At 62.0% G+C, this 22554-nt stretch carries 25 protein-coding genes and 3 tRNA genes; 7 read left to right on the forward strand and 21 right to left on the reverse strand.

Going from position 1 to position 22554, the window contains the following annotated elements:
• Positions 1-76: 76 nt before the first annotated feature.
• The 7 genes from ubiB to BT173_RS10885 form a co-directional block, all read right to left on the reverse strand.
• Positions 77-1597 (reverse strand): ubiquinone biosynthesis regulatory protein kinase UbiB, encoded by a 1521-nt coding sequence (gene ubiB, locus BT173_RS10855; RefSeq protein ID WP_072428685.1) that lies wholly within the window; start codon positions 1595-1597, stop codon positions 77-79.
• Positions 1598-1628: 31 nt separating this feature from the next.
• Entirely contained in the window at positions 1629-2339 is a 711-nt protein-coding gene (locus BT173_RS10860; RefSeq protein WP_072428686.1) for an alanyl-tRNA editing protein, read from the reverse strand.
• A gap of 1 nt (position 2340) precedes the next feature.
• Positions 2341-2904 carry a ubiquinone biosynthesis accessory factor UbiJ gene (locus BT173_RS10865; protein WP_072428687.1) on the reverse strand — a complete coding sequence of 188 codons (564 nt, stop codon included), beginning with the start codon at positions 2902-2904 and terminating at the stop codon, positions 2341-2343.
• A 3-nt stretch (positions 2905-2907) separates the two neighbouring features.
• The gene (locus BT173_RS10870) at positions 2908-3531 is read right to left on the reverse strand and encodes an NYN domain-containing protein (protein ID WP_072428688.1); all 624 of its coding nucleotides are present in this window, start codon (positions 3529-3531) and stop codon (positions 2908-2910) included.
• A gap of 276 nt (positions 3532-3807) precedes the next feature.
• Positions 3808-4476, reverse strand: coding sequence for a hypothetical protein (locus BT173_RS10875; protein WP_139256123.1), 669 nt, complete (start codon positions 4474-4476; stop codon positions 3808-3810).
• A gap of 31 nt (positions 4477-4507) precedes the next feature.
• The gene (gene ubiE / locus BT173_RS10880) at positions 4508-5245 is read right to left on the reverse strand and encodes a bifunctional demethylmenaquinone methyltransferase/2-methoxy-6-polyprenyl-1,4-benzoquinol methylase UbiE (RefSeq protein WP_072428690.1); all 738 of its coding nucleotides are present in this window, start codon (positions 5243-5245) and stop codon (positions 4508-4510) included.
• Positions 5246-5249: 4 nt separating this feature from the next.
• The gene (locus BT173_RS10885; RefSeq protein ID WP_072428691.1) at positions 5250-5621 is read right to left on the reverse strand and encodes a gamma-butyrobetaine hydroxylase family protein; all 372 of its coding nucleotides are present in this window, start codon (positions 5619-5621) and stop codon (positions 5250-5252) included.
• 210 nt (positions 5622-5831) lie between these two features.
• Here BT173_RS10885 and phoB point away from each other — a divergent pair, with 210 nt between their 5' ends.
• Both phoB and phoR read left to right on the forward strand, forming a co-directional pair.
• Positions 5832-6518 carry a phosphate regulon transcriptional regulator PhoB gene (gene phoB / locus BT173_RS10890; RefSeq protein WP_072428692.1) on the forward strand — a complete coding sequence of 229 codons (687 nt, stop codon included), beginning with the start codon at positions 5832-5834 and terminating at the stop codon, positions 6516-6518.
• A gap of 35 nt (positions 6519-6553) precedes the next feature.
• On the forward strand, positions 6554-7864 hold the full coding sequence (phoR, locus tag BT173_RS10895) for a phosphate regulon sensor histidine kinase PhoR (RefSeq protein ID WP_072428693.1): 1311 nt from the start codon (positions 6554-6556) through the stop codon (positions 7862-7864).
• 74 nt (positions 7865-7938) lie between these two features.
• On the opposite strand, the gene arsC is transcribed toward phoR, so the two are convergent.
• The 5 genes from arsC to BT173_RS10920 form a co-directional block, all read right to left on the reverse strand.
• Positions 7939-8370 carry an arsenate reductase (glutaredoxin) gene (arsC, locus tag BT173_RS10900; RefSeq protein ID WP_072428694.1) on the reverse strand — a complete coding sequence of 144 codons (432 nt, stop codon included), beginning with the start codon at positions 8368-8370 and terminating at the stop codon, positions 7939-7941.
• Positions 8371-8387: 17 nt separating this feature from the next.
• On the reverse strand, positions 8388-9461 hold the full coding sequence (gene arsB, locus BT173_RS10905; protein WP_072428695.1) for an ACR3 family arsenite efflux transporter: 1074 nt from the start codon (positions 9459-9461) through the stop codon (positions 8388-8390).
• 63 nt (positions 9462-9524) lie between these two features.
• On the reverse strand, positions 9525-10022 hold the full coding sequence (locus BT173_RS10910; RefSeq protein ID WP_072428861.1) for an arsenate reductase ArsC: 498 nt from the start codon (positions 10020-10022) through the stop codon (positions 9525-9527).
• Positions 10023-10053: 31 nt separating this feature from the next.
• Positions 10054-10536 (reverse strand): ArsI/CadI family heavy metal resistance metalloenzyme, encoded by a 483-nt coding sequence (locus BT173_RS10915; protein WP_072428696.1) that lies wholly within the window; start codon positions 10534-10536, stop codon positions 10054-10056.
• 17 nt (positions 10537-10553) lie between these two features.
• A complete protein-coding gene (locus BT173_RS10920; protein WP_072428697.1) occupies positions 10554-10877 on the reverse strand; it encodes an ArsR/SmtB family transcription factor in 324 nt (107 codons plus the stop codon).
• Between the two features lie 180 nt (positions 10878-11057).
• Between BT173_RS10920 and tal the strand changes: the two genes are divergently transcribed.
• A complete protein-coding gene (tal, locus tag BT173_RS10925; protein ID WP_072428698.1) occupies positions 11058-12131 on the forward strand; it encodes a transaldolase in 1074 nt (357 codons plus the stop codon).
• Between the two features lie 67 nt (positions 12132-12198).
• Here tal and BT173_RS10930 read toward each other — a convergent pair whose 3' ends face one another.
• From BT173_RS10930 to folD, 8 genes are all read right to left on the reverse strand, one after another.
• Positions 12199-14091: a potassium transporter Kup gene (locus BT173_RS10930; RefSeq protein ID WP_072428699.1), complete on the reverse strand. Its 1893-nt coding sequence runs from the start codon at positions 14089-14091 to the stop codon at positions 12199-12201.
• Between the two features lie 112 nt (positions 14092-14203).
• Positions 14204-14740: a 1,6-anhydro-N-acetylmuramyl-L-alanine amidase AmpD gene (gene ampD / locus BT173_RS10935; RefSeq protein ID WP_072428700.1), complete on the reverse strand. Its 537-nt coding sequence runs from the start codon at positions 14738-14740 to the stop codon at positions 14204-14206.
• A complete protein-coding gene (gene nth / locus BT173_RS10940) occupies positions 14737-15369 on the reverse strand; it encodes an endonuclease III (protein WP_072428701.1) in 633 nt (210 codons plus the stop codon). The genes ampD and nth overlap by 4 nt, the downstream gene beginning before the upstream one ends.
• Positions 15366-15764 carry a hypothetical protein gene (locus BT173_RS10945; RefSeq protein WP_072428702.1) on the reverse strand — a complete coding sequence of 133 codons (399 nt, stop codon included), beginning with the start codon at positions 15762-15764 and terminating at the stop codon, positions 15366-15368. Before BT173_RS10945 ends, nth begins: the two co-directional genes overlap by 4 nt.
• On the reverse strand, positions 15761-16006 hold the full coding sequence (locus BT173_RS10950) for a hypothetical protein (RefSeq protein ID WP_072428703.1): 246 nt from the start codon (positions 16004-16006) through the stop codon (positions 15761-15763). The genes BT173_RS10945 and BT173_RS10950 overlap by 4 nt, the downstream gene beginning before the upstream one ends.
• Before the next feature lie 20 nt (positions 16007-16026).
• The gene (locus tag BT173_RS10955) at positions 16027-16746 is read right to left on the reverse strand and encodes an RnfABCDGE type electron transport complex subunit B (protein ID WP_072428704.1); all 720 of its coding nucleotides are present in this window, start codon (positions 16744-16746) and stop codon (positions 16027-16029) included.
• Between the two features lie 12 nt (positions 16747-16758).
• Positions 16759-17784 carry a quinone-dependent dihydroorotate dehydrogenase gene (locus BT173_RS10960; protein WP_072428705.1) on the reverse strand — a complete coding sequence of 342 codons (1026 nt, stop codon included), beginning with the start codon at positions 17782-17784 and terminating at the stop codon, positions 16759-16761.
• Positions 17785-17796: 12 nt separating this feature from the next.
• Entirely contained in the window at positions 17797-18651 is an 855-nt protein-coding gene (gene folD, locus BT173_RS10965; RefSeq protein WP_072428706.1) for a bifunctional methylenetetrahydrofolate dehydrogenase/methenyltetrahydrofolate cyclohydrolase FolD, read from the reverse strand.
• Positions 18652-18760: 109 nt separating this feature from the next.
• Here folD and BT173_RS10970 point away from each other — a divergent pair.
• From BT173_RS10970 to BT173_RS10980, 3 genes are all read left to right on the forward strand, one after another.
• A tRNA-Pro gene (locus BT173_RS10970) sits at positions 18761-18837 on the forward strand.
• 29 nt (positions 18838-18866) lie between these two features.
• A tRNA-Arg gene (locus BT173_RS10975) sits at positions 18867-18943 on the forward strand.
• Positions 18944-18986: 43 nt separating this feature from the next.
• Positions 18987-19062: transfer RNA gene (locus BT173_RS10980), tRNA-His, on the forward strand.
• Positions 19063-19451: 389 nt separating this feature from the next.
• Here BT173_RS10980 and BT173_RS20065 read toward each other — a convergent pair.
• Positions 19452-19571, reverse strand: a complete 120-nt coding sequence (locus BT173_RS20065) for a DUF4113 domain-containing protein (protein ID WP_139256124.1) — start codon at positions 19569-19571, stop codon at positions 19452-19454.
• 798 nt (positions 19572-20369) lie between these two features.
• Between BT173_RS20065 and BT173_RS19025 the strand changes: the two genes are divergently transcribed.
• Positions 20370-22379 carry an SMI1/KNR4 family protein gene (locus BT173_RS19025; RefSeq protein WP_084658449.1) on the forward strand — a complete coding sequence of 670 codons (2010 nt, stop codon included), beginning with the start codon at positions 20370-20372 and terminating at the stop codon, positions 22377-22379.
• The last annotated feature ends 175 nt before the right edge of the window (positions 22380-22554 follow it).

Below are 22554 nucleotides of genomic sequence, written 5' to 3' on the forward strand. Positions count from 1 at the left end.
TACCGGCGCCCGTACCAGGTGGATGCCCTGCGCAGCAGGGCATCAGGAAAGTGGTGTGGGGCTAACCGGCCTCGTTTCAGCGTAGTACAAAGGCCAGCACAATCAGCAAGGCGGTCAGCAAACCGGCAATGACCGCCAGCCATTCGTTGCGCTGACGCTGCACTTGCGCCAGCCGCTCCGACGCTTCTAGTAGCCGATCCTGGCGAACCGGGTCGGCCAGGGTGGCGATGGCGCGCGGCAAGGCAGGGAGAGTTTCCGCCCAATATGGCGCTTCACGTTTGATCTGGCGCAAGAGTGCACGCCAGCCGACCTGCTCGTTCATCCAACGCTCAAGAAAGGGCATGGCGGTCTGCCAGAGGTCGAGCTCAGGGTCGAGCTGCCGTCCGAGGCCTTCGATGTTCAGCAGGGTTTTTTGCAGCAGCACCAGCTGGGGCTGGATTTCCACATTGAAGCGGCGCGAGGTTTCGAACAGGCGTAGCAGAATCTGCCCGAGCGAGATTTCGCTGATCGGCCGGTCGAAAATCGGTTCGCACACGGTGCGGATGGCCGCTTCCAGATCGGCGACGCGCGTCTCCTTCGGTACCCAGCCTGATTCGATATGGGCGGTAGCCACGCGCTTGTAGTCGCGCTGGAAGAAGGCCAGGAAGTTGATCGCCAGATAGCGGCGGTCTTCATCGGCCAGGCTGCCCACGATGCCGAAATCCAGCGCGATATAGCGATTGTCGGCCGCCACGAAGATATTGCCCGGGTGCATATCGGCATGAAAAAAGCCGTCGCGGAACACCTGGGTGAAGAAGATCTCCACCCCGAAGCGACTGAGCTTCTTTAGGTCGATACCGTCGGCACGCAGCTTGTCGATCTGCGAGATCGGCGTGCCATCCATCCATTCCAGCACCATCACATCACGGCTGCTGTAGTCCCAGAACACCTCAGGCACCAGCAGCATGGGGCTATTGAGAAAGTTACGCCGCAGCTGGCTGGCATTGGCCGCCTCGCGCTGCAGGTCGAGCTCGTCATGCAGATAACGATCGAACTCGGCCACCACCTCGCGCGGCTTGAGGCGCTTGCCGTCGGCAAACAGCTTTTCCACCAGCCAGGCCATCACGCCCAACAGGGCCAGATCCTGTTCGATGATCGGGCGTATGCCGGGCCGCAAGACCTTGACCGCCACGCGGCGGCCGTCGTGCATCTCGGCATAGTGGACCTGGGCCACCGAGGCCGAGGCGATCGGCTTGGTATCGAAGCGGCGGAACAGTTGCTCGGGCATCTTGCCCAGGCTCTGCTGGATGATCTGGGCGGCCAGGTCGGAGTCGAAAGGCGGCACACGGTCCTGCAGGCGTGCCAGCTCATCGGCCAGATCGGCGGGCAGCAGGTCACGCCGGGTGGACAGCACCTGGCCGAACTTGACGAAGATAGGACCGAGTTTTTCCATCGCGCGGCGCAGGCGCACCGCGCGCGGCGCATCGAGACGACGCCAGAACAGCACGAGCTTAACCAGGCGCTCCAGGCCGCGCACACGTTCATGGCCGAGGATGAACTCATCGAGGCCGAAGGCGAACACGATGCGGATGATTTTGAACAGGCGAAGCAGGAACATGGGGCGGGCCGGCGCGGGGCCGGTCGTGTGATTAGGCTGCGAAGGCGATGATGATACGTTTGTTCTGCTTGCCTTCGGATTTGATCTTTTGTACTACCAGCCGACCGATCTCGACCGTATTGCGCACATGGGTGCCGCCACAGGGCTGCAAATCAGTGCCGGCCACCTCGATCAGACGCACTTCGCCGGCGCCACGCGGTGGGGAGACCGACATGGTCTTCACCAGCTCGGGCTGCGCATCGAGTTCGGCATCACTGATCCAGCGCGCCGTCACCGGCTGGGCAGCGTCAACCAGGGCGTTCAGCTGCGCCTCGATCGCGTCTTTATCCAGCGCTGCCATCTCAACCCCGAAGTCGAGCCGCGCCTTGTCGTGCGCGACCTGGCCACCCGTCACCGGCGCATCCACCACCGCGCACAGCAGGTGCAGGGCGGTGTGGTAGCGCATATGGGTGTAGCGACGCGCCCAATCGAGCTCGAGCTGCACGGCCTCACCCACCGCCGGCAAGATGCTGCCCTCGGCTGGCACATGCCAGACCTCGTCCGCCGCCCCGCCCTTCACGCTATTGACGATAGCGATCTCGCGCCCATCCGCCAGGCGTAGCAAGCCGCTATCACCGGGCTGACCGCCGCCGTTCGGGTAGAAAATGGTGCGATCAAGCTGTATGCCCTGCTCAGCCACCTGGGTGACCACGGCGCTGCAGTGCTGCAGATAGGCATCCTGACGAAACAGCAGCTCGCTCATCTCAGTGCTCCGGTTTTTCCAGGCGCTGCAGGCGCTTAGCCAAGCGGGCCGCATCGTCGCGCAGGCGGTCAACCTCGGCCACGAAATGTTCGACCGAGGGGCGGGCGACCAGCAAGCGTGCCTCTTCCTGCAGGTATTCGGCCGTGCTCTCGGCCAGATTGCGGGCGATATGGCGCGGGTCGCCGATCAGATTGCGCGCGCTTTCCGCCAGCCTGTGCGCGGGGATATCACCGAGCAGACGGGCCAGATCGGCCTCGGCATCCCAATCCAGCGCCTGCAAGACACGGCCCAGCGTGGCCGCCAGCTGGGTATCGCCAACAATCTGCAGCTCGCGCTCGGCCGCCGGGTCGTGCAGGGCCAGGCGCGGCAGCAACCAGGGCGGGATCGTGATGCTGGCCTCGGGCTCGCCTTCGCCGGCCAGCAGGAAGCCATCAGTGCCGATCTGGAAATTGAGCCGGAACGGGGGAACGCTCAACCGAGCGGTACGGCCGGCGCAGGACTGCAGCTCAGCGCGCAGATCAGCACGCTGCTGCAGCAGATGGTTGAGCAGCGCAAGACGCAGCATCGCTCAGACCGGCTGTTCGTCGCCGTAACGCTCGGCCTGTCCTTCGCGCCAGCGGTCGACAAAACGCAGGCGCGTACGCACCGGCTCCACGTCCACCTCGATAATGCGGCGCGCATAGGGGCGCAACACATCGGCAATGCTGTTCAAGGAACCGATCAGATACAGATCCACATTCTCGTACTCGACCAGGTTCTGCACCGGCTCATGGAAATCGCCATCGCCGGCGAACAGCGCGAGCTTGGTCCATTTGCGCTTATGGAAGGAACGCGTCATGTGGTAGACGAGACCGACATCAACCGCCTTCTGGGTGGTGATCTCGTAGTTGATATGGCTCTGCTCGGGATGGGTAACCGGCCCGCCACCCAGATGGTTGGGCCAGTACAGCTGCTTCTTCTGCAGCCAGTAATTCTTCACTCGCAGGCCCGGCCCCTTGGGGTAGGGGAAGGACAGCGCATTGTGCAGCTTGGAGGACATGGCCTGGTTGTCGTCGGCATTGAAGAAATAACCTTCATCCACCTCGTCGCCCAGTTCCTCCTCGATCAGCTTGCGCAATTCCAGATAGTTGATCTTGTCGCGCCCGAACGCCTTATACGCATAGGCGCCGTCAATAAACAATCCGATAGTCATCTAGCAACCTTCATTAATCATTTCAGAGTATTCAATTATTTTCTTCGGCCTGACTTCCACCTCCGGCCGCCGCGCACACAGTCCATGCGAAGCACAACGCGCGCGGATACTGCACTACATATGTAAATAGAGTGCGTACAGGGAAATAAAGTCCCTACGCAGAATAGGAAATTTTATGCGAGTTTCATCCTCTGCGGCTTAGAATATTGGCTCGATATTTTATAAACTATTGGTAATTTGACCTGTGCCGCAGCACAGGGTTCTAGCCAGCGGCACCTAGCGCAGCAGACGAAACAGCTCACCCAGGCCATCGAACAGCCTGTCCATCAATTCATCCGCACTGAAACTGGCCGGCTCGGCGGTCGAGCGGTACTTGGCGGATTTCTCGCGCGCAAGCAGCGCATCAGCCTGATCCAAGGCCACCGTACGCGCACTAGGGCGCCGATAGGCCTCCAGGGCCTTGCCGACCGCATCGCGGTCCAGCACGGCCAAGGGCGCGCGGCAATAGCTGCACGCGCTGTGATCGCGTACATCCACCGTCGCGCCGCAGCTCTCGCAACGACGCTGCGCCACCTGAGCGGCCAACTGCTGGCGCTCGGGCGCAGTCAGGTCGCGTACAAACTGCTTCTCGCGCAGAAAGTGCCAGAAGCTGATCAAGCGCCCATGCCCGCCGCCACAGCGGAAGTACTGGAAGGTCGTGCTACGCACGCGGTCCTGGGTGGGGAGCAGATCACTCTGGCAATGCACGCATGCCAAGCGTGCGCTGAGCGGCTGAGTGGGCTGCAGCTCGGCGCGGTGCGCATGCAGTAGTTCGAACAGCTCGACCACCGCATCGGGCGACAGCTGGTTGCTCTCATACTGATCGAACCAGATCAGGCGGCAGGGGAAGCAGAAATCCACCTCGACCTGGCCGCCCTGCTTGCTGGCATAACGCTGTGCCAGCATGGGCTGGCGGCAATTGGGGCAGGCCGGCACGTTAAAGCTTGAAACCCTTGTGCAGCGCCACCACGCCGGCGGTCAGATTGTGATAATCGACGCGACCAAAGCCCACATCGCGCATCAGTTGCGCGAGCTCTTCCTGGCCAGGGTGCATGCGAATCGACTCGGCCAGGTATTGGTAGCTGGCGGCATCGTTGGCCACCAGCTCACCCATCTTGGGCAGCAGCTTGAACGAGTACAGGTCGTACAAGGGTGCCAGCGGCTTGGCGACCTTGGAGAACTCCAGCACCAGCAGGCGCCCGCCCGGCTTGAGCACGCGCAGCATCTCGGCCAGCGCCGCGTCCTTGTGGGTCATATTGCGCAGGCCGAAGGCCACGCTCACGCAATCGAAGTAATTGCTGGGGAAGGGCAGTTTCTCTGCATCGCACTGGGCTACCGGCAGCATCTGGCCCTTGTCCATCAGGCGGTCACGCCCCACGGTCAGCATCGAGCTATTGATATCGGTGAGCCAGACCTGGCCCGATTTGCCGGCGCGCTTGGCAAAGGCCAGCGACAGATCGCCGGTACCGCCAGCGATATCGAGCACGCGGCTACCCTCGCGCACGCCGCTCTGGGCGATGGTGAAGGCCTTCCAGATGCGGTGCAGGCCGCCCGACATCAGGTCGTTCATCACATCGTATTTCTGCGCCACCGAGTGGAACACTTCGGCCACCTTCTGGGCCTTCTGCGATTCGGCAACGGTCTTGAAACCAAAGTGGGTGGTGTTTTCGCTCATGGGATCAGGCATCACGGGTAAGGCCGGCAGCAGCCAGGCGGTCTAGATAATCTTGCCAAAGGGTCGTCTGCTCGCGCCCCAGCTCGTACAGGGTGTCCCAGCCATACAGGCCGCTATCGTGGCCATCGCTGAATACCAGCTTGACCGCATAGTGGCCGACCGGTTCGATGGCGACGATATTCACCAGGCGCTTGCCCGGCACGGTCTGCATCGGGCCACCATGGCCGCGCACCTCGGCCGAAGGGCTGAATACGCGCAGGTATTCGCACGTCAGGGTGAACTGCGCACCATCGTCGAAATGCACTTCCAGCATGCGGCTGGCGCTATGCAGGGTAAGGGCGGTGGGAATGGGGGTATGCGCGCTGAGGCCAGCCATGGGAAAACATGCCAACACAAGACAAGGTCGCCATGATACCGCGAGCCAGCCACCGCTGGCGCAAGCATGTGGGGAATCCACCCGCTTGGGCAGCAATCGCAGCGACGGCTTAGACTTGTAATATTTCGGTCATGCTGAGTACTTAAGCTCGCAACAAATTCAGCAACCCCGCTCAATCTGTTGCGCATACTTAGCCCCGAGGTGGAAACCATGCCCGCGAATATTCTGCTCGTCGAAGACGAACCCGCGATCCAGGAATTGATTGCTTTCAATCTGCAGCAAGCCGGCCACCATGTGCTGCGCGCCGACTCGGCCGAAGCCGGCATGAACCTGGTCAAGAGCGCCCTGCCCGACCTCATCTTGCTCGACTGGATGCTGCCCGGCATGAGCGGCATCGAGTTCTCCAAAAAGCTGCGCGCCGACGAGCGCACCCGCCAAGTGCCGGTGATCATGCTGACCGCACGCTCGGAAGAGAGCGACAAGATCATTGGCCTCGAGACCGGTGCCGACGACTACATCACCAAGCCGTTCAGCCCACGCGAGCTGCAGGCGCGCATCAAGGCCGTGCTGCGCCGCCGCGCGCCGCAGATCACCGATGATGTGGTGGAAGTGAAGGGCCTGTCGCTCGATCCGGCCACCCACCGCGTATCGGGCAACGGCGCGCCGCTCGATCTCGGACCAACCGAATTCCGCCTGCTACATTTCTTCATGACGCACCCGGAGCGCGTACACTCGCGCGCCCAGCTGCTCGACCATGTCTGGGGCGACCATGTGTTCGTTGAAGAGCGCACAGTGGATGTGCATATCCGCCGCCTGCGTTCGGCGCTGGAATCCACCGGTCACGATGCGCTGATCCAGACTGTGCGCGGTACCGGCTATCGCCTGTCTGCGCTGTAAACACCCACCCACGCCCAAACCGAAACGGATTTGTCATGCTCTGGTGGCGTTCTGCCCTGATCCTGGCCGGCTTCAGCCTGCTGGGGCTTCTGTTCCAGCCTTTCTTTGGCTGGAATATCACCCTGCTGGTCATCCTGGCCGGCATGGCCTGGGTGCTGGCCTACCATCTGCGCAATCTGCAGCGCCTGAACCGTTGGCTGAACGACCCAAGCCCGAACAGCGTGCCTGAGGCGAATGGCAGCTGGGAGCCCGTTTACAGCAAGCTCTACCGCATGGTGCGCGCGCAGGGCAAAAGCCAGCGCATGCTCTCGGCCGCCCTCGACCGCTTCGTGGCGGCCGGCGAGGCGATGCCGGAAGGCGTAGTGGTGATGGATGCGGAAGACCGTATCGAGTGGTGCAATCCGCGCTCGATGCAGCATCTGGGCCTTGATCGCAAGAAGGACCTCGGCCAGCACATCGCCTACCTCGTGCGCCAGCCGGCCTTCCAGCAATACCTGCTCAATCAGGACTACAGCCAGCCGGTTATCCTGCGCAATGTGGCCGGCAATGATTTTGTGCTCAGCGTGCAGCTGGTGCCCTTCGACAGCACGCGCAAGCTGCTGCTGACCCGTGACATTACCCAGCTCGAACGCGTGCAGACCGTGCACCGCGACTTCGTCGCCAATGTCTCGCACGAACTGCGCACACCGCTGACCGTGGTGGGCGGCTTTCTGGAAACGCTGCTGGACATGCCCGATATGGATGCCAGCACGCGCGAGGCACAGCTGAAGATGATGTTCGAGCAGACCCAGCGCATGCAGCGCCTGGTGGAAGACCTGCTCACCCTGTCGCGCCTGGAGAACGGCGTGGAGGCGCGCGATGAGCGCGTGGATACGCCGGGCTTGCTGCAGCTGCTGGCCAGCGAGGCGCAGGGCTTGTCGCAAGGCCGCCATCGCATCGCCCTGAAGCTGGACAGCCCTGTACAGGTGCGTGGCAATTACGACGAGTTGCACAGCGCCTTTGGCAATCTGGTGTCGAACGCGGTGCGCTACACCCCAGAAGGCGGGCAGATCACGTTGCGCTGGCAGCAGGAAAACGGCGCGCCGATCTTCTCGGTACAGGACACCGGCCTCGGCATCGAAGCCCAGCACATTCCGCGGCTGACCGAGCGCTTCTACCGCGTTGACCGCGGCCGCTCGCGCGCCACCGGCGGCACCGGCCTGGGCCTCGCCATCGTCAAACACATCGCGCAACGCCACCAGGCCAAGCTCGATATCCGCAGCGAACTCGGCCAGGGCAGCTGCTTCGCCATCCACTTCCCGCCCAACCGGGTGGTGGAGCCGGAAGCCCAGCTGAGCAAGGCCTAGTTTTCCGCTGTACCGCATGAATAAGCGCCCCTGAGGGGCGCTTTTTTTGTCCAGCAAGACCAAGGTCTTCGCGCTTAGCGAACTGACACACGCCGCCCCTGCGCATCCACCACCGGCTCACCATCCTCCTTGTTGAACGCGCCTTGCTGCGGCTGGGGCAGGATGTCCAGCACCAGCTCGGACGGCCGGCATAGCCGCGTGCCGAGCGGCGTTACCACGATGGGGCGGTTGATCAGAATCGGATGGGCGAGCATGAAGTCGACCAGCTGATCGTCCGTCCATTGCGGGTCGTCCAGGCCCAGCTCGGCATAGGGCTCTGCCTTGGCGCGGATCAGCGCGCGTACCGGCTGGCCAGTGGCGGCGATCAGGCCAAGCAACTCATCGCGACTGGGTGGCGTCTGCAAATACAGCACCACGCGCGGCTCCGCCCCGCTATTGCGGATCAGCGCCAGGGTGTTGCGTGAGGTGCCGCAGGCCGGGTTGTGATAGATGGTGATATCGCTCATGAGACTTCCCTATTAAATCAAGACTTGGCCAAACCGGCCTGATACCAGGGCTTGCTGGCATTGACCACACGCACCACCAGCAACATGACCGGCACTTCAATCAGCACACCGACCACGGTGGCGAGCGCCGCGCCCGATTCGAAGCCGAACAGGCTGATGGCGGCGGCCACGGCCAGCTCGAAGAAGTTCGAGGCACCGATCAGCGCCGAGGGGCAGGCTACCGCATGTTGCTCGCCCAGGCGACGATTGAGCCAGTAGGCAAGGCCCGAGTTGAACAGCACCTGGATCAGGATGGGTACGGCCAAGAGCGCAATGACCAGCGGCTGGGCCAGAATGGCACGGCCCTGGAAGGCAAACAGCAGCACCAGGGTGGCCAGCAGCGCCGCCATCGACCAGGGCTGGATGCGTGTGAGCGCGGCGTCGAAAGCCGCCTGCCCGCGCGCCAGCAAGGCGCGCCGCCACAGCTGGGCAATCAGCAGTGGCAACACGATATAGAGGCCGACCGATACCAAGAGTGTGGCCCAGGGCACGGCAATGCTGGCCACGCCCAACAGCAGCGCCACCAGTGGCGCAAAGGCAAACAGCATGATCAGATCGTTGAGCGCCACCTGGCTGAGTGTGAACAGCGGGTCGCCACCAGTCAGGCGGCTCCACACAAACACCATGGCCGTGCACGGTGCGGCGGCCAAGAGGATCAGCCCAGCCACATAGCTATCGAGCTGGGCCGCTGGCAGCCAGGGCGCAAACAGCTCGCGAATGAATAGCCAGGCCAGGAAGGCCATGCTGAAGGGTTTGACCAGCCAGTTGACGAACAGGGTCACACCGATGCCGCGTCCGTGCTGGCGCAGCTGGTGCAGCGCGCCGAAGTCGATCTTGAGCAGCATGGGGATGATCATCACCCAGATCAGCACGCCCACCGGCAGATTGACCTTGGCCACTTCCAGCCCGCCGATGGCCTGAAAGGCGGTGGGAAACAGCTGGCCGAGCGCGATGCCGGCCACGATGCACAGGGCGACCCACAGGGTCAGGTAGCGTTCAAATAGGCTCATGCCAGCCGAGGGGGACACGGCCACATCGCAATGCGTTGTCATCGGATATTCCAAAATGCGCCGCCCGACACAGGCCGGGCGACGGTTTCAAGGGAGCTGGAGCAGTCAGCGCGGATCGGTCGCGCCGATTTCACGCACAGTATCAGCCAGGGCCAGATGGGCCAGCTTGTCCTCAGGCAGGCTGACCAGCAGATCGATACGGCGCTTGATCTGGGCAAAGATCTTGCTGAAGGACGCGCGCAGCGCCTCTTCGGTTTCACCGTGCGGGTCTTCATAGCCCCAGTGCGCGGTAATCGGATGACCGGGCCAGATTGGGCACACCTCGCCCTTGGCCTTGTCACACACTGTGATCACGATATCCATCTGCGGCGCATCCGGGCCTTCGAATTCCTCCCAGGACTTGGAGCGCAAGACACTGGTGTCGTAGCCAATGCCATCCAGCAGGGCGATCGCATGCGGATTGACCCGGCCGCTCGGATAGCTACCGGCGCTGAAAGCGCGAAAACGCCCCTTGCCCAGCACATTCAGCAAGCCCTCCGACATCACGCTGCGTGCGGAGTTGGCGGTACACAGAAACAGCACATTGAAAACTTTGTCGCTCATGATCAGCTCGTTCAGCAAATGGGGTGGGCAATCAGCAGCAGCCGCTGCCGGGGGCACAACTGGTCTTGGGGCGCACGGTAAAGCGCACCGGCTCGGCTGCGGGTGCGCAACAGGCGCTGGCGCTGGCCTGTGCATCGGGCTGACCGTTGAAGGTCGGCGCATCAGCCAGGGTGTGGTAGCTCTCCCAGGCGATACCGCTCGGGTCAGTGGTCCAGTGCTTGTTCGATTCGGCATAACAGCAGGTACCGGACTCGGCCACGCTGGCGAGCTCGGCCGCCTGCAGCTGAGCGTGCAGACCGGCCAGCTCCTCCGCGCTATCGACCTGGATGCCCAGATGATCGACACCAACCGGTGCACCACGCTGCGAAATGGCGAAATTGATGCGTGGGTCGTCCAGCATCCACTTGGCGTAATCCGGTTTCTGCACGGTGGGCGTGCTGGCAAACACGGCCGAGTAGAAGCGGATGCTGGCGGCCAGATCGTCGACCGAGACGTGTACATGGAAGCGTTTCATGCTGGGCTCCTTGGGGTTCAACAGCAGGATGTCGTGCTGGCAGGCAGCGCGCAGGATTCGCCCGCGCAGCAGTTCTCGGTCAGGAAACCGAGCAGTGCATTCATGGCCGCGTAATTGGCCGAGTAAAAGACAAAGCGGCCGTCCTGGCGCGCATCGACCAGACCGGCGTGGCTGAGCTCCTTCAGATGGAAGGACAGCGTGGCCGGCGCCACACCCAGTTGCTCGCCGATCTTGCCGACCGCGAGACCAGCGGGACCGGCCGTAACCAGCAGGCGAAAGATGGCGAGGCGCGATTCCTGCGCAAGGGCAGCTAGGCTGCGGACGGCGTGTTTGTTTTCCATATTTCTATATTTATCGAAATATAGAAGAAAATCAAGCAGTGTTTGCTGCGCCACTTACGCAGAGAACGCCTCGCCGATATTCGGTTCGAATGTAGTCAAATTAGCCGCGCTACAGCTGTTGCCAGTGCCAGACCCCTCCCCTACCATGGACTTCCCCCTTGATTTACGCGGTGCAAGACAATGAATCCCCTGCTGCAAGCCAAACAACTGGGCCAGCGCATCTGGCTGGACAACCTCTCGCGTGAGCTGCTGGCTGGCCCCTTACAGAAGCTGATCACCGAGGACGGCCTGGCCGGTGTGACCTCCAATCCGGCCATCTTCCAGAAGTCGATCTCCTCGGGCGCCGGCTATGCCGATGACCTGGCCCGTTTGAAGACCCAGGACCTGAGCACCGAACAGCGCTTCGAAGCGCTGGCCGTGCCCGATGTGCAGCGCGCCTGCGATTTGTTTGCCAGCAGCTACCAAGCCTCCGAAGGTCTGGATGGCTATGTGAGCCTGGAAGTCTCGCCCTATCTGGCGCGCGACACCCAGGGCACCGAGGCGGCGGCCAAGCGCCTGTGGGCCGCGATTGCGCGCCCGAACGCCATGATCAAGATTCCCGCCACGCCGGAAAGCCTGCCCGCCTTCACCGCCGCCATTGCCGCCGGCATCAATGTGAATGTCACGCTGATGTTCGGCCAACAGCACTGCGATGCGGTGTTCGATGCCTATGTGGCCGGCCTGCGCCAGCGTCTGGCTCAAGGCGGAGATCTGCGCCATGTGCAGTCGGTAGCCAGCCTGTTCCTGTCGCGCGTGGATACGCTGATCGACGGCAAGCTCGACGCCATCGGCGGCGAAGCCCTGAGCCTGAAGGGCCAGGCAGCCATTGCCATGGTGCGCGTGGCCTATGCGGGCTGGATGGCGCGCTGGCACAGCGATGAATGCGCCGATCTGCGCGCGGCCGGCGCCAATATCCAGCGCCTGCTGTGGGCCAGCACCGGCACCAAGAACCCAGCCTACCCGGACACCCTGTATGTGGATGAGCTGATCGGCCCCAGCACGGTGAACACCCTGCCCGACGCCACACTAGCCGCCTTCCGCGACCATGGCACGGCGACGGCCAAGCTCACCCATGGCCAGGAAGAAGCCCAGGCCGTGCTGGCCAAGCTGGCCGCTGCCGGTATCGATATGCATGCCGTGGCCGTACAGCTGCAAGTCGATGGCCTCAAGCTGTTCGACGAAGCCTTCGACAAGCTGCTGGCCTTGCTGGCCTAAGCGCAGCAGTACGGTAGACGCAAAAAAGCCGGATCGATGATCCGGCTTTTTTCATGCTTGGCAGGCCTTATAGATCGACCTGAGTGCCCATCTCGACCACCCTGTTGGGGGGAATCTTGTAGAAATCGGTTGGACGCGAAGCATTGCGCTGCATCCAGGCGAACAGGCGCAGCTGCAGCCAGGGCAGTTCCGACTGCTTGTCGCAGATGATGGTCTCGCGCGATAGGAAGAAGGAAGTAGTCATCTCATCGCAGACCAGGCCATGGTCACGCTCGGCCAGCGCGAGAATTTCCGGCACTGACGGATCTTCGGTGAAGCCGTAGGTGGCGATGATCTGCCAGAACGACTCGGACAGGCGGGTGACCTTCAGACGCTGCTTTTCCGCCACGCGCGGGATATCGGTGGACTGGATGGTCAGGAACACCACCTGCTCGTGCAGCACCTTGTTGTGCTTGAGGTTGTGCAGCAGCGCATGCGGGGTCGTGTCGGCGGAGCCGGTCATGAAGATGGCCGTGCCATCCACCCGGTGCGGCGGGCTCGCCTCGATGCTCTGCACAAACATCTCCAAGGGCAGCTCGCCATCATGGATGCGGTGGAATAGCTGGCGACGGCCACGCTTCCAGGTGAACATCATGATCAGCATGATCACGCCCACCACGACCGGGAACCAGCCGCCCTCAGGAATCTTGGGAATATTGGCCGCCAACAGGGCCAGGTCGATCGTGATAAAGCCGACCAGCAGCGTGCGGATCAACAGCGTACGGCGCGGATTACCCGGCTTCTTCAAGGCCACGAAGGCGGTCATGGTGGTCATCACCATGATGCCGCAGATGGAAAAGCCGTAAGCGGCTTCCAGATTGCCCGAGGTCTTGAAGGTCAGCACCAGCACCAACACCGCCACACACAGCGCCCAGTTCACGCCGGGGATATAGATCTGACCGATCTCGTTGTCCGAGGTATGGATGATGCTCATGCGCGGCATATAGCCAAGCTGCACCGCCTGGCGGGTGATGGAGAACACCCCCGAAATCAGCGCCTGGGAGGCAATCACGGTGGCGGCGGTGGCCAGCAGCACCAGCGGGAAAACCAGCGACTCAGGCGCCAGCATGAAGAAGGGATGATCGGCAGCGCTCGGATCGTGCAGGATCAGCGCGCCCTGGCCGTAGTAATTGAGCAGCAGGCCGGGCAGTACCAGCACGAACCAGCCGATCTGGATCGGCTTGCGCCCGAAGTGCCCCATGTCGGCATAAATCGCCTCGCCCCCGGTGACCACCAGCACCACGGCGCCGAGCGAGAGAAAGGCCAGCAGCGGCTGGGCGAGGAAGAAGCTGACCGCATAGGTCGGTGACAAGGCCTTCAGCACGCTTGGGTCATTGGCAATGCTATTGATGCCCAAGGCACCCAGCGACAGGAACCACAGCACCACGATGGGGCCAAAGAAACGCCCCACCCCGCCCGTGCCATGCTTTTGGACTGCGAAGATGCCGATGATGATGAGGATGGTGAGCGGAATCACGAAGCGGCCGAAGGACGGATCGATGACCTTCAGGCCTTCCACCGCTGACAGCACCGAAATAGCTGGGGTCAGCGCGCCATCGCCATAGAACAGCGCCGCGCCGGTGATGCCGAGCAGGATGAAGACCGAGAACTGGCCGCGCTTGCGTTGCGAGTTGCGCAGCGCCAAGGCCATCAGCGACAGGATGCCACCCTCGCCGTTATTGTCGGCGCGCAGCATGAACAGCACGTATTTAAGCGAGATCACCAGCAGCAGCGCCCAGGTAATCAGCGACAGGATGCCAAGCACATTGTCGGGCGTCGCCGCCAAGCCATGCTTGGGGCTGAAGCAGGCGGCCATTGCGTAGAGCGGGCTGGTGCCGATATCGCCATACACCACGCCAAGGGCAGCGAGGGTCAGTCCGGCGAGTTTCTTGGGATCGTTTTGGGTGGCGCTGGCATGCATATCGCGATGCTTTCGTGAACCAGTTTGGGGCGTGGCCGCGGATTATAGTCCGCCTGCTGCCTGCGCATGGTGCGCTGCAATAGCGAACGGGTGTAGATCAGACAAACCCCAACTACGTGGGCGCTTCGGGATAGCGCGACCAATCGAAGAAAGGGCCGGGGTCAGTCTTGCGTTCGGGCGCGATATGGCAGTGCCCAAGCAGATGGCGGATAGGGTAACGCGCACGGATGGCGGCCAGCAGCGCATCGAGACGCGCATACTGGATCGGCTCGTACGGCCAGTCGTCGCCACCCTCAAGTTCGATGCCGATGGAAAAGTCGTTGCAGCGCTCACGCCCCTGCCATTGCGACACCCCAGCATGCCAGGCGCGCGCATTGCAGGAGACGAACTGGATCAGCTCGCCATCGCGGCGCAGAAAGAAATGCGCCGACACGCGGAAATGCTGGAGTTCTTCGAAGCAGGCATGCTGGTTCGGATCGCAGCGATTGGTAAACAGCCGCTCTACCCCATCACCACCGAACTGACCGGGCGGCAGCGAAATCGAATGGATGACCACCATATCCGGCACTTGACCGTCGGGGCGCGCATCGCAATTAGGCGAAGCAATCTGCCTGACGCCGACCAACCAGCCCGCCGCATCGATCATCATGCCGTCTTACCCCGGAAGTCGCACAGATCACGCACGATGCAGGTCGGGCAATCGGGCTTGCGCGCCTTGCACACATAGCGGCCATGCAGGATCAGCCAATGGTGCGCATCGAGCAGGAAGGGCTTGGGGATCACCTTCATCAGCTTGTCCTCCACCGCGCGCACATCCTTGCCGGGCGCCAGGCCCGTGCGGTTGGACACGCGGAAGATATGCGTATCGACCGCCATGGCGGGCTGACCGAAGGCGGTATTGAGCACCACATTCGCGGTCTTGCGCCCCACGCCAGGCAGCGCTTCTAGCGCTTCGCGGGTCTGCGGCACCTGGCCGTCGTGCAGCTCCATCAACATGCGGCATAGCTCGATCACATGCTTGGCTTTGCTGCGATACAGGCCAATGGTGGCGATATAGCTTTCCAGCCCAGCCTGGCCGAGCGCATAAATGGCGGCCGGGGTATTTGCCACCGGGTAGAGCTTGCGTGTGGCCTTGTTCACACCCACATCGGTGGCCTGGGCCGACAGCACCACTGCGATCAGCAACTCGAACGGCGTGCTGTACTCAAGCTCGGTGCGCGGCGCGGGGTTCTGCTCGCGCAGCCGGGTGAAGAAGGCCAGCCGGCTTTCCTTGTTCACGCTGCCACCTCGGCATGCTGGCCACCCGCGGCGGCCTGGGCGAGAAACGCGTCGATCAGCAACAGGCTGGCTGGCGCATCAGACAAGCAGTCCACAAAGCTCAGCATCAGCCCGTAGCCGCCCTCGGCGGGGCTGCAGCTATCGACACGGCAGCGCGCGTGCAGGATGTGCTCGCGCCCGGCCACGGTCAGCATGAAATACAGTTCGCACACGCCACCCAGCGGCAGTGGCTGGTTATGCAAGAGCCCCAGCCCTTGACGGGACAGCGCCTCCACATGGCCAAGCAGGCCGGCACCCAGCCCGCTCAAGATCTTGGCCCATGTCTTCACGCGCAGGCGTGCGGGCAGGGGCGCGGCTGCCGGCAGGGCAGCGTGTTCTGTGCGGGGAAAACTCATTTGCTCGACTTGCCTGCCCGCCCATCCTTGGGATGGCGCAGCTTCATCGGGATAGTGACATCCACCTGCCACTGCTGCGCCTCGCGTTCGCGCGCGGCCTGGATATGGCGCCAAATCGCCCACAGGCCGCCCAGCACGCCCAGTGCGATCACGGCGAACGCCAGGCCGAAATGGCCGTCTTTCAGAAACAGCACAAACAGCAGCGTGCCGATCACATAAGCAAGTTTGGCCATCCAGCTCATTGTCTCTCCTCCGTGCGGCCTTAGCCGCCCTCGCGCAAGCGCTTGGCCCGCGCCATCATCTCGGCAATCCGCGCCGCCTTCGCATCCGCCAGCGGGGCGGGTGGCGGCACCGGCTCGCCGGCCAGGCGTGCCTGGTGGCGTTGCAGCGCAGCATCCAGACTGGCTTGTACTTCGGGGGCGGCGAACTGTGCCTCAGCCTTCTTGGCCAGCGCCTTGGCCGCCAGCCGCTCGCTACGCTCGCGCTTCTCACGCCCAAGCCGGAACAGACGATAAGCATGCCGCTTGCGCCACAAACCCGCCAGCGCCTGGCGCTCCGCCGTTAGCGCCGGCTCCACAGCGGGCAGCAACTCGATGCAATCAACCGGACAGGCCGGGATGCACAGCTCGCAGCCCGTACATTCGGCCGCGATCACGGTATGCATCTGCTTGCTGGCACCGATAATCGCATCCACCGGGCAGGCCTGGATGCACAGCGTGCAACCGATGCAATTCGCCTCATCGATCCAGGCCAGCACGCGCGGCTTGTGTTCACCATGCTGCGGATTAAGTGGCTTGAGCGGCCGCCCCAGCAAGGCCGCCAACTCAGCCAACCCCGCCTCACCGCCGGGCGGGCATTGGTCGATATCCGCACTACCCGCCGCCAGCGCCTCGGCATAGCCACGGCAATCCGGATAGCCGCATTGCGTGCACTGGGTCTGCGGCAGAATCGCGTCGATGCGCGCGATAAGCAATTCGCTCATGCTGGGCAGGCCTTAGCGGCGCAGCTCCGCAATCGCGCGGATAGACTCGCCCACCAGGGCCGGGCCGCGGTAAATAAGGCCGCTATACAGCTGCACCAGGGTCGCACCCGCCTCGATCTTCTCGGCCGCGTGGCTGCCTTCCAGAATGCCGCCCACCCCAATGATGGGCACCCGGCCGGCCAGCGCGGCCGACAGTGCGCGGATCACCGCCGTGGACTTGGCGCGCACCGGCGTACCGGACAGGCCACCAGTTTCCTTGCCGTGGCGGATATGCTCGACGCCGACGCGGGACAGCGTGGTATTGGTGGCGATCACGCCGTCGAAGCGGTATTCAACCAGTAGACGGGCAATTTCCAGCACTTGGTCGGCTTCCAGATCCGGCGCAATCTTCAAGGCCAGCGGCACATAACGGCCATGACGCACGGTCAGGCGCGCCTGCTCATCCTTCAGTGCCGACAGGAGTCGCTCCAGCTCATCACTTTGCTGCAGCTGGCGCAGATTCTTGGTATTGGGCGAGGAGATATTGACGGTGATATAGCTAGCATAGGGATAGACACGCGTCAGGCAGGCCAGGTAATCGTCATTGGCATTCTCGATCGGCGTATCGAAGTTCTTGCCGATATTGATGCCGAGAATGCCGCGATACTGGCTGGCCTCCACATTCTTCACCAGCTCATCCAGCCCGCCATTATTGAAGCCAAGCCGGTTGATGATGCCCTCGGCACCGGGCAGGCGGAACATGCGCGGCTGCGGATTACCCGGCTGCGGCCGCGGCGTGACGGTGCCGATTTCGATAAAGCCGAAACCGAGGTCGGCCAGCGCATCGATATGCTCGCCATTTTTGTCCAGGCCGGCCGATAGACCGACCGGATTCGGGAAATGCAGGCCCATGCACTCGGTGGGCAGCGCCTCTTCACGGCTGCCCAGCACGGTGGCAAAACCGAGCGCATGCAGCGCTTCCAGACCGGCAAAGGTCAGCTTGTGCGCCTTTTCCGGCTCCAGCGAAAACAGCAGCGGACGCAGCAGGGGATAAAGCATGGGATCTCTCGCTCAGGGATTCAGATTCAGGCAGGCATCCAGGGTATTGCGCATCAGCATGGCAATGGTCATCGGCCCTACTCCGCCCGGCACCGGCGTGATCCAGCTCGCACGTTCGCGCGCCACATCGAACTCCACATCGCCGCACAGCTTGCCATTGTCCAGGCGGTTGATGCCCACATCGATCACGATGGCGCCCGGCTTGATCCAATCGCCCTTGACGAAGTTGGGGATGCCGACGCCGGCCACCACCACATCGGCTGCACGCACCTTGTCGGCCAGATCGCGCGTCTTGCTGTGACAGACCGTCACCGTGGCGCGCGCCAACAGCAGCTCCAGCGCCGCCGGGCGGCCCACGATATTCGAGGCGCCGACCACCACCGCATCCTTACCCACCAGATCCACGCCAGTCTTTTCCAGCATCACCATCACGCCATGCGGGGTGCAGGGACGCAGCAGCGGCATCTTCAGCGCCAGGCGACCAAAGTTATAGGGATGAAAGCCATCCACATCCTTGAGCGGATTGATGGTCTCGATCACCCGGTCGGCATCGATATGCTTGGGCAGCGGCAGTTGCACCAGGATGCCGTCCACCTCTGGGTCCTCGTTCAGCTTGCGCACGAGGTCCAGCAGCTCGGTCTCCGTCAGCGAGGCAGGCAATTCATAAGACAGGGAGCGGAAACCGGCCTTCTCGCAGGCCAGCTTCTTGTTGCGCACATAGACCGCCGAGGCCGGATCATCACCCACCAGCACCACCGCCAGCGCCGGCGCACGCCGCCCGGCCGCCACGCGCGCGGCCACCTTGGCGCCCACCTCTGCGATGATTTCCGCGGAAATCAGTTTGCCATCAAGTAATTGCGCGCCCATGCCCCAGCTCCGTACAGAATGCAAAGGAGCGAATTCTCTCATTTTTCGGGCGTGTGCCCAAGCAAAGACTTGACAGCCCTGCACCCCGCCCATAATATGCCGGGCTCGTCGGGGCGTAGCGCAGCCCGGTAGCGCACCTGGTTTGGGACCAGGTGGTCGTGAGTTCGAATCCCACCGCCCCGACCATAGTTTTTCCCGGCAGTACGATTGAAGATGCGCCCGTAGCTCAACCGGATAGAGCAACGGCCTTCTAAGCCGTAGGTTACAGGTTCGATTCCTGTCGGGCGCGCCAGATGCCACATCTGGCCAAAGCAAGTTAAGCAGTTTTATCGGTGGTGGCTGTAGCTCAGTTGGTAGAGTCCAGGATTGTGATTCCTGTTGTCGTGGGTTCGAGTCCCATCAGCCACCCCAAGCAATACAAGCACTTAGCCCAGCCATTGCGCTGGGCTAAGTGCTTTTTGGCGTTCGTGTAGGCGCCATGTAGGCATTTCTGGCTTGCAGACCTCAGCCCCTAGTCGGATTGCCCCAACCCAAAAGCGCCATATAGAGTACTGATCACTTCGCAATCATCAGTTCTGCGGCCCGCCCCCGGCACTTATGTCCCGCAGAACGGCGCGACGATTTGCGAAGATCCCATTGCTGTCGTTCAGCCTGCAAAAGGTGAATAGGTGAGCGGCCGCAGATTCCGCCGCCTAAGGCCCTCGCCCGCTCTTCTATGTCAGTTACTATGACAACCTCGCAGTAACTAGCTCACGCCACCGCGTGGTGTAACTCAGCGACTTTCTGCCCTGCCGCACCTTTCAGACAGGATCGAGACCATTGCCGGCTAGTCGCAAAGTGCCGGGTCCTATTTCCCGATTCAACTTATCCAGGATGGTCATCAGTCGCCCCCTCCCGGCGGACAAGGCTGACGGGGTCATCGAATTGACGCAGATTCTCCGTTAGTTCATGCCCGATCTTCTTCAGGGTTTCGTCACTCGGCTCGCGTAAATCTGATTCGTTACTGGCCAATGCATCGTAGAAGCGCAACTAATCCTCAGCCAGCCCCATGCTGTCGCCATGGCTAGCCCACCTGTCCGATCTCGGGGTCAGACTCGGCACGTAAGCCTAATGATCGCCACCAAGGATGTTCGTTAAGAAGCGGGCGCCATGCCGCCCAGTACTAAATGACAAATACACACCATAAGCCACGCGATAAATATGCCATTGGCAGCACGATAATCATCATAAATTTAGCAGGCAGCCGCTTTACACGCGATCGAGAAATACCTCCCAAAGTGCAGCCCCACAAAATAATGCCCAGCTAACCGTCTGTTTTAAATTACAAGTTAGATATTAATTATCTTATTAATTCAGCACTGAATATTTTATTCAGGAAATATATTCATCAATTTTATTGACCGCAGCCATCTGACTTACTTACGCTGCCGCCGCCTATTGTGTTGCCTCACTCAACTGGCGCATTTCAAAATAAGCCCTATCAAATCAGCATTTTTAGTGGCGACCATCGCAAAGCCGGTGCGCTGCTGGGCTCCTTTTTCTTGAGGGAGCGTGTGATTAACGACGATAAGTTCTTTGTAGATGTCAGCAGCAATTGATGCTGTGGTTGGCGACCACGACCGCCGCAGGGCATGCATAGCGCTGGGCCCGCGGTAAGGACTTAGGTGGGGTCGACAGTCCGGCCCCACCCAACGCAATAAGCAAGGATTTAAGCTCGCATGTTTTTTGGATCGATATCAAGTTCGCTGCGCAGTCGTTCATCCCACGGGGGGCTCGCTAAAAACGCCAAGCCATTCAGTGCGTGCCCGGCGGGTAAACATACGGAAACCATACCGGTAGAGCGGGCCTTGGGGCGGGTGCTGGGGAGCGATGCCCTAGCCCCCACCCCCATACCGCCTTGGCCACACGCCAAAGTTGCTGGGAATGCCATTCGTAGCAGCGATACCTTGCTCGCCACGCCTTTGCAACCCTGGCTACCAACAAAGCAGAAACGCCCGCCCGACACCCTGCGTGATGCCGATCCGCAAGCCTTGGTCTTGGCGAAGGATTGCTATATGCAGGTCAATATTGGTGACCCGCTGCCCGCCGGGGCCGATGCCGTGCTGCCCAGCTACGATGCCCGCCTGTCGCACTGGTACACCGATCTTTACACCGTCAAGGTTAAACGGCCCATCCCACCCGATTGGTATGTGGCAACGACGGGCGCCGATCATGCCATCGGCAGTGTGCTGGTCAGTGGCGGTACGCGGCTCACCTGGCGCCAATTGGCAGTCTTGATGCAGGCGGGCGTGAAGGAGGTGACGGTGTGCCGCCAGCCACGCATAGGCTTGGTGTCGGTGGTCGGCTCCAGAACGGCGTCGAGCGTGCTACCAGACTGGCAGGGCTTCAAGCAGGCGCTCTGTCTGTGGCTGGTGCAACAGGGCTATGACCAGCCTACCGTGCATGAGTTGCCATTGAAGCTAGCGGATGGTAGGCCGCAGCACCAGGCATTTGGCGAGGCGTACTGGGAACTGGAACAAGCCCATGATCTATTGATCCTCTTGCAGACACCAGATATGAACTGCGAACCTGCTCGCGGGTCGGGTCGATCCGATCACCAGAGGCTCTATCCCTACGAGGCCTGGCTTGGAAGTTCACGTGCGCGCACGCCGAGCTATTCGGAACATATACCGCTGGTGCGGCCGGATGGCAGTAACCGTGGACACGAAACCTATCATTTTGAAGATCATTGCGTGACCTTATCACTTAAGGCGTATCAAGCCTCTGCCATGCTGGTGGTGGCGCTGATGCTGCGCCATGTGCTGGATGCCATGGAGCGCGCCACGCTGCATGGCCACGACCAGGCGCAATACCGTCTGGCCATACCCGTCCAGCGCCCCAAAGGCATGAGGGAATCCAATCTGCAGACGATTTGCTTGATCGGGGGTGTGCTGAAGGAGCGGAAGGACGGCGAAAAGCTATTGTTCCCGATCAGTAAGGACATCCCGACCGCACTCAGCCCGGCCGCTGAAGCCAATGTCATCATCGAGCTGCCAATCGGCGTCTTTGCCCTGCCGGCAGGGCAGGAGCTGAATGTGATCCCCCTACACGACGGCGCACTGCCACGGCTGACCGCTGCGGATGAAGCCATCATTGAGGCGGCGCAGGCGGAGTGGCTGGCGGCCCAAGCGCGGGAGGCCGCAAAGGCTGCCTTGCCGGTACTCGCCATTGATGCGGCCTGGTCACGCTTGGAGACCTACCTGGCTCAGGAGGACCCCGATGCCTTGGCCAGCTTGCAGCCTCCAGCCAGTGAGGAGCAGGTCGCTGCGCTGGAAGCGGAGCTGGGAGTCAGCCTGCCCAGCGCCCTGCGTGCCACCTTGCTACGCCATGACGGGCAAGAGGATATCGACCACTTGTACGACGGCGAGCGCTTTCTGGGCTGCGCAGGGATACGGGGGGAGTGGCGCAATTGGAAGGCGCTGAGCTTGGATGAGGATCTGATCGCCTGCAAAGGGGCACCAGGGCCTGGCGTCAAGGATGACTGGTTCAATCTGAAGTGGATTCCCTTCAGCCACGATGGCATGGGCGATCACCTCTGCGTGGATATGGACCCGGCAGAGGGCGGCATCGTGGGCCAGGTGATACGGGTATGGCACGACCTCGATGATCGTGATGTCATCGCACCAAGCTTTGAGGCCTGGTTTAGCCGCCTGGTACGCGAGCGGATGGGAGAGAGGATCGCGTTGTAAATCCAATTGTGAAAGGAAGTGGCGCACCCATCCCTCTACGCGCCACTTGCCGCCACGACACCCTCTGACCCACACAGATGGCACGGCAGGGAGGAGCCAACGTTTGGTCAGTTGCGGTAACGAGCTTCGCGCATGTATATCCGCCCCGCGCCAGCAAGGGCGGCCGCCGCTTGCA

The organism is Chitinimonas taiwanensis DSM 18899 (genome assembly GCF_900119825.1).
Classification (GTDB): Bacteria; Pseudomonadota; Gammaproteobacteria; order Burkholderiales; family Chitinimonadaceae; genus Chitinimonas; species Chitinimonas taiwanensis.

Excerpts from the sequence above, each read along its gene's own strand:
- ubiB (WP_072428685.1), bottom strand. The coding sequence starts at position 1,597 with ATGTTCCTGCTTCGCCTGTTCAAAATCATCCGCATCGTGTTCGCCTTC.
- BT173_RS10860 (WP_072428686.1), bottom strand. The coding sequence starts at position 2,339 with ATGAGCGAGCTGCTGTTTCGTCAGGATGCCTATCTGCAGCACTGCAGC.
- BT173_RS10865 (WP_072428687.1), bottom strand. The coding sequence starts at position 2,904 with ATGCTGCGTCTTGCGCTGCTCAACCATCTGCTGCAGCAGCGTGCTGAT.
- BT173_RS10870 (WP_072428688.1), bottom strand. The coding sequence starts at position 3,531 with ATGACTATCGGATTGTTTATTGACGGCGCCTATGCGTATAAGGCGTTC.
- BT173_RS10875 (WP_139256123.1), bottom strand. The coding sequence starts at position 4,476 with ATGCTGGCACAGCGTTATGCCAGCAAGCAGGGCGGCCAGGTCGAGGTG.
- ubiE (WP_072428690.1), bottom strand. The coding sequence starts at position 5,245 with ATGAGCGAAAACACCACCCACTTTGGTTTCAAGACCGTTGCCGAATCG.
- BT173_RS10885 (WP_072428691.1), bottom strand. The coding sequence starts at position 5,621 with ATGGCTGGCCTCAGCGCGCATACCCCCATTCCCACCGCCCTTACCCTG.
- phoB (WP_072428692.1), top strand. The coding sequence starts at position 5,832 with ATGCCCGCGAATATTCTGCTCGTCGAAGACGAACCCGCGATCCAGGAA.
- phoR (WP_072428693.1), top strand. The coding sequence starts at position 6,554 with ATGCTCTGGTGGCGTTCTGCCCTGATCCTGGCCGGCTTCAGCCTGCTG.
- arsC (WP_072428694.1), bottom strand. The coding sequence starts at position 8,370 with ATGAGCGATATCACCATCTATCACAACCCGGCCTGCGGCACCTCACGC.
- arsB (WP_072428695.1), bottom strand. The coding sequence starts at position 9,461 with ATGACAACGCATTGCGATGTGGCCGTGTCCCCCTCGGCTGGCATGAGC.
- BT173_RS10910 (WP_072428861.1), bottom strand. The coding sequence starts at position 10,022 with ATGAGCGACAAAGTTTTCAATGTGCTGTTTCTGTGTACCGCCAACTCC.
- BT173_RS10915 (WP_072428696.1), bottom strand. The coding sequence starts at position 10,536 with ATGAAACGCTTCCATGTACACGTCTCGGTCGACGATCTGGCCGCCAGC.
- BT173_RS10920 (WP_072428697.1), bottom strand. The coding sequence starts at position 10,877 with ATGGAAAACAAACACGCCGTCCGCAGCCTAGCTGCCCTTGCGCAGGAA.
- tal (WP_072428698.1), top strand. The coding sequence starts at position 11,058 with ATGAATCCCCTGCTGCAAGCCAAACAACTGGGCCAGCGCATCTGGCTG.
- BT173_RS10930 (WP_072428699.1), bottom strand. The coding sequence starts at position 14,091 with ATGCATGCCAGCGCCACCCAAAACGATCCCAAGAAACTCGCCGGACTG.
- ampD (WP_072428700.1), bottom strand. The coding sequence starts at position 14,740 with ATGATGATCGATGCGGCGGGCTGGTTGGTCGGCGTCAGGCAGATTGCT.
- BT173_RS10945 (WP_072428702.1), bottom strand. The coding sequence starts at position 15,764 with ATGAGTTTTCCCCGCACAGAACACGCTGCCCTGCCGGCAGCCGCGCCC.
- BT173_RS10950 (WP_072428703.1), bottom strand. The coding sequence starts at position 16,006 with ATGAGCTGGATGGCCAAACTTGCTTATGTGATCGGCACGCTGCTGTTT.
- BT173_RS10955 (WP_072428704.1), bottom strand. The coding sequence starts at position 16,746 with ATGAGCGAATTGCTTATCGCGCGCATCGACGCGATTCTGCCGCAGACC.
- BT173_RS10960 (WP_072428705.1), bottom strand. The coding sequence starts at position 17,784 with ATGCTTTATCCCCTGCTGCGTCCGCTGCTGTTTTCGCTGGAGCCGGAA.
- folD (WP_072428706.1), bottom strand. The coding sequence starts at position 18,651 with ATGGGCGCGCAATTACTTGATGGCAAACTGATTTCCGCGGAAATCATC.
- BT173_RS20065 (WP_139256124.1), bottom strand. The coding sequence starts at position 19,571 with ATGACCCCGTCAGCCTTGTCCGCCGGGAGGGGGCGACTGATGACCATC.
- BT173_RS19025 (WP_084658449.1), top strand. The coding sequence starts at position 20,370 with ATGTTTTTTGGATCGATATCAAGTTCGCTGCGCAGTCGTTCATCCCAC.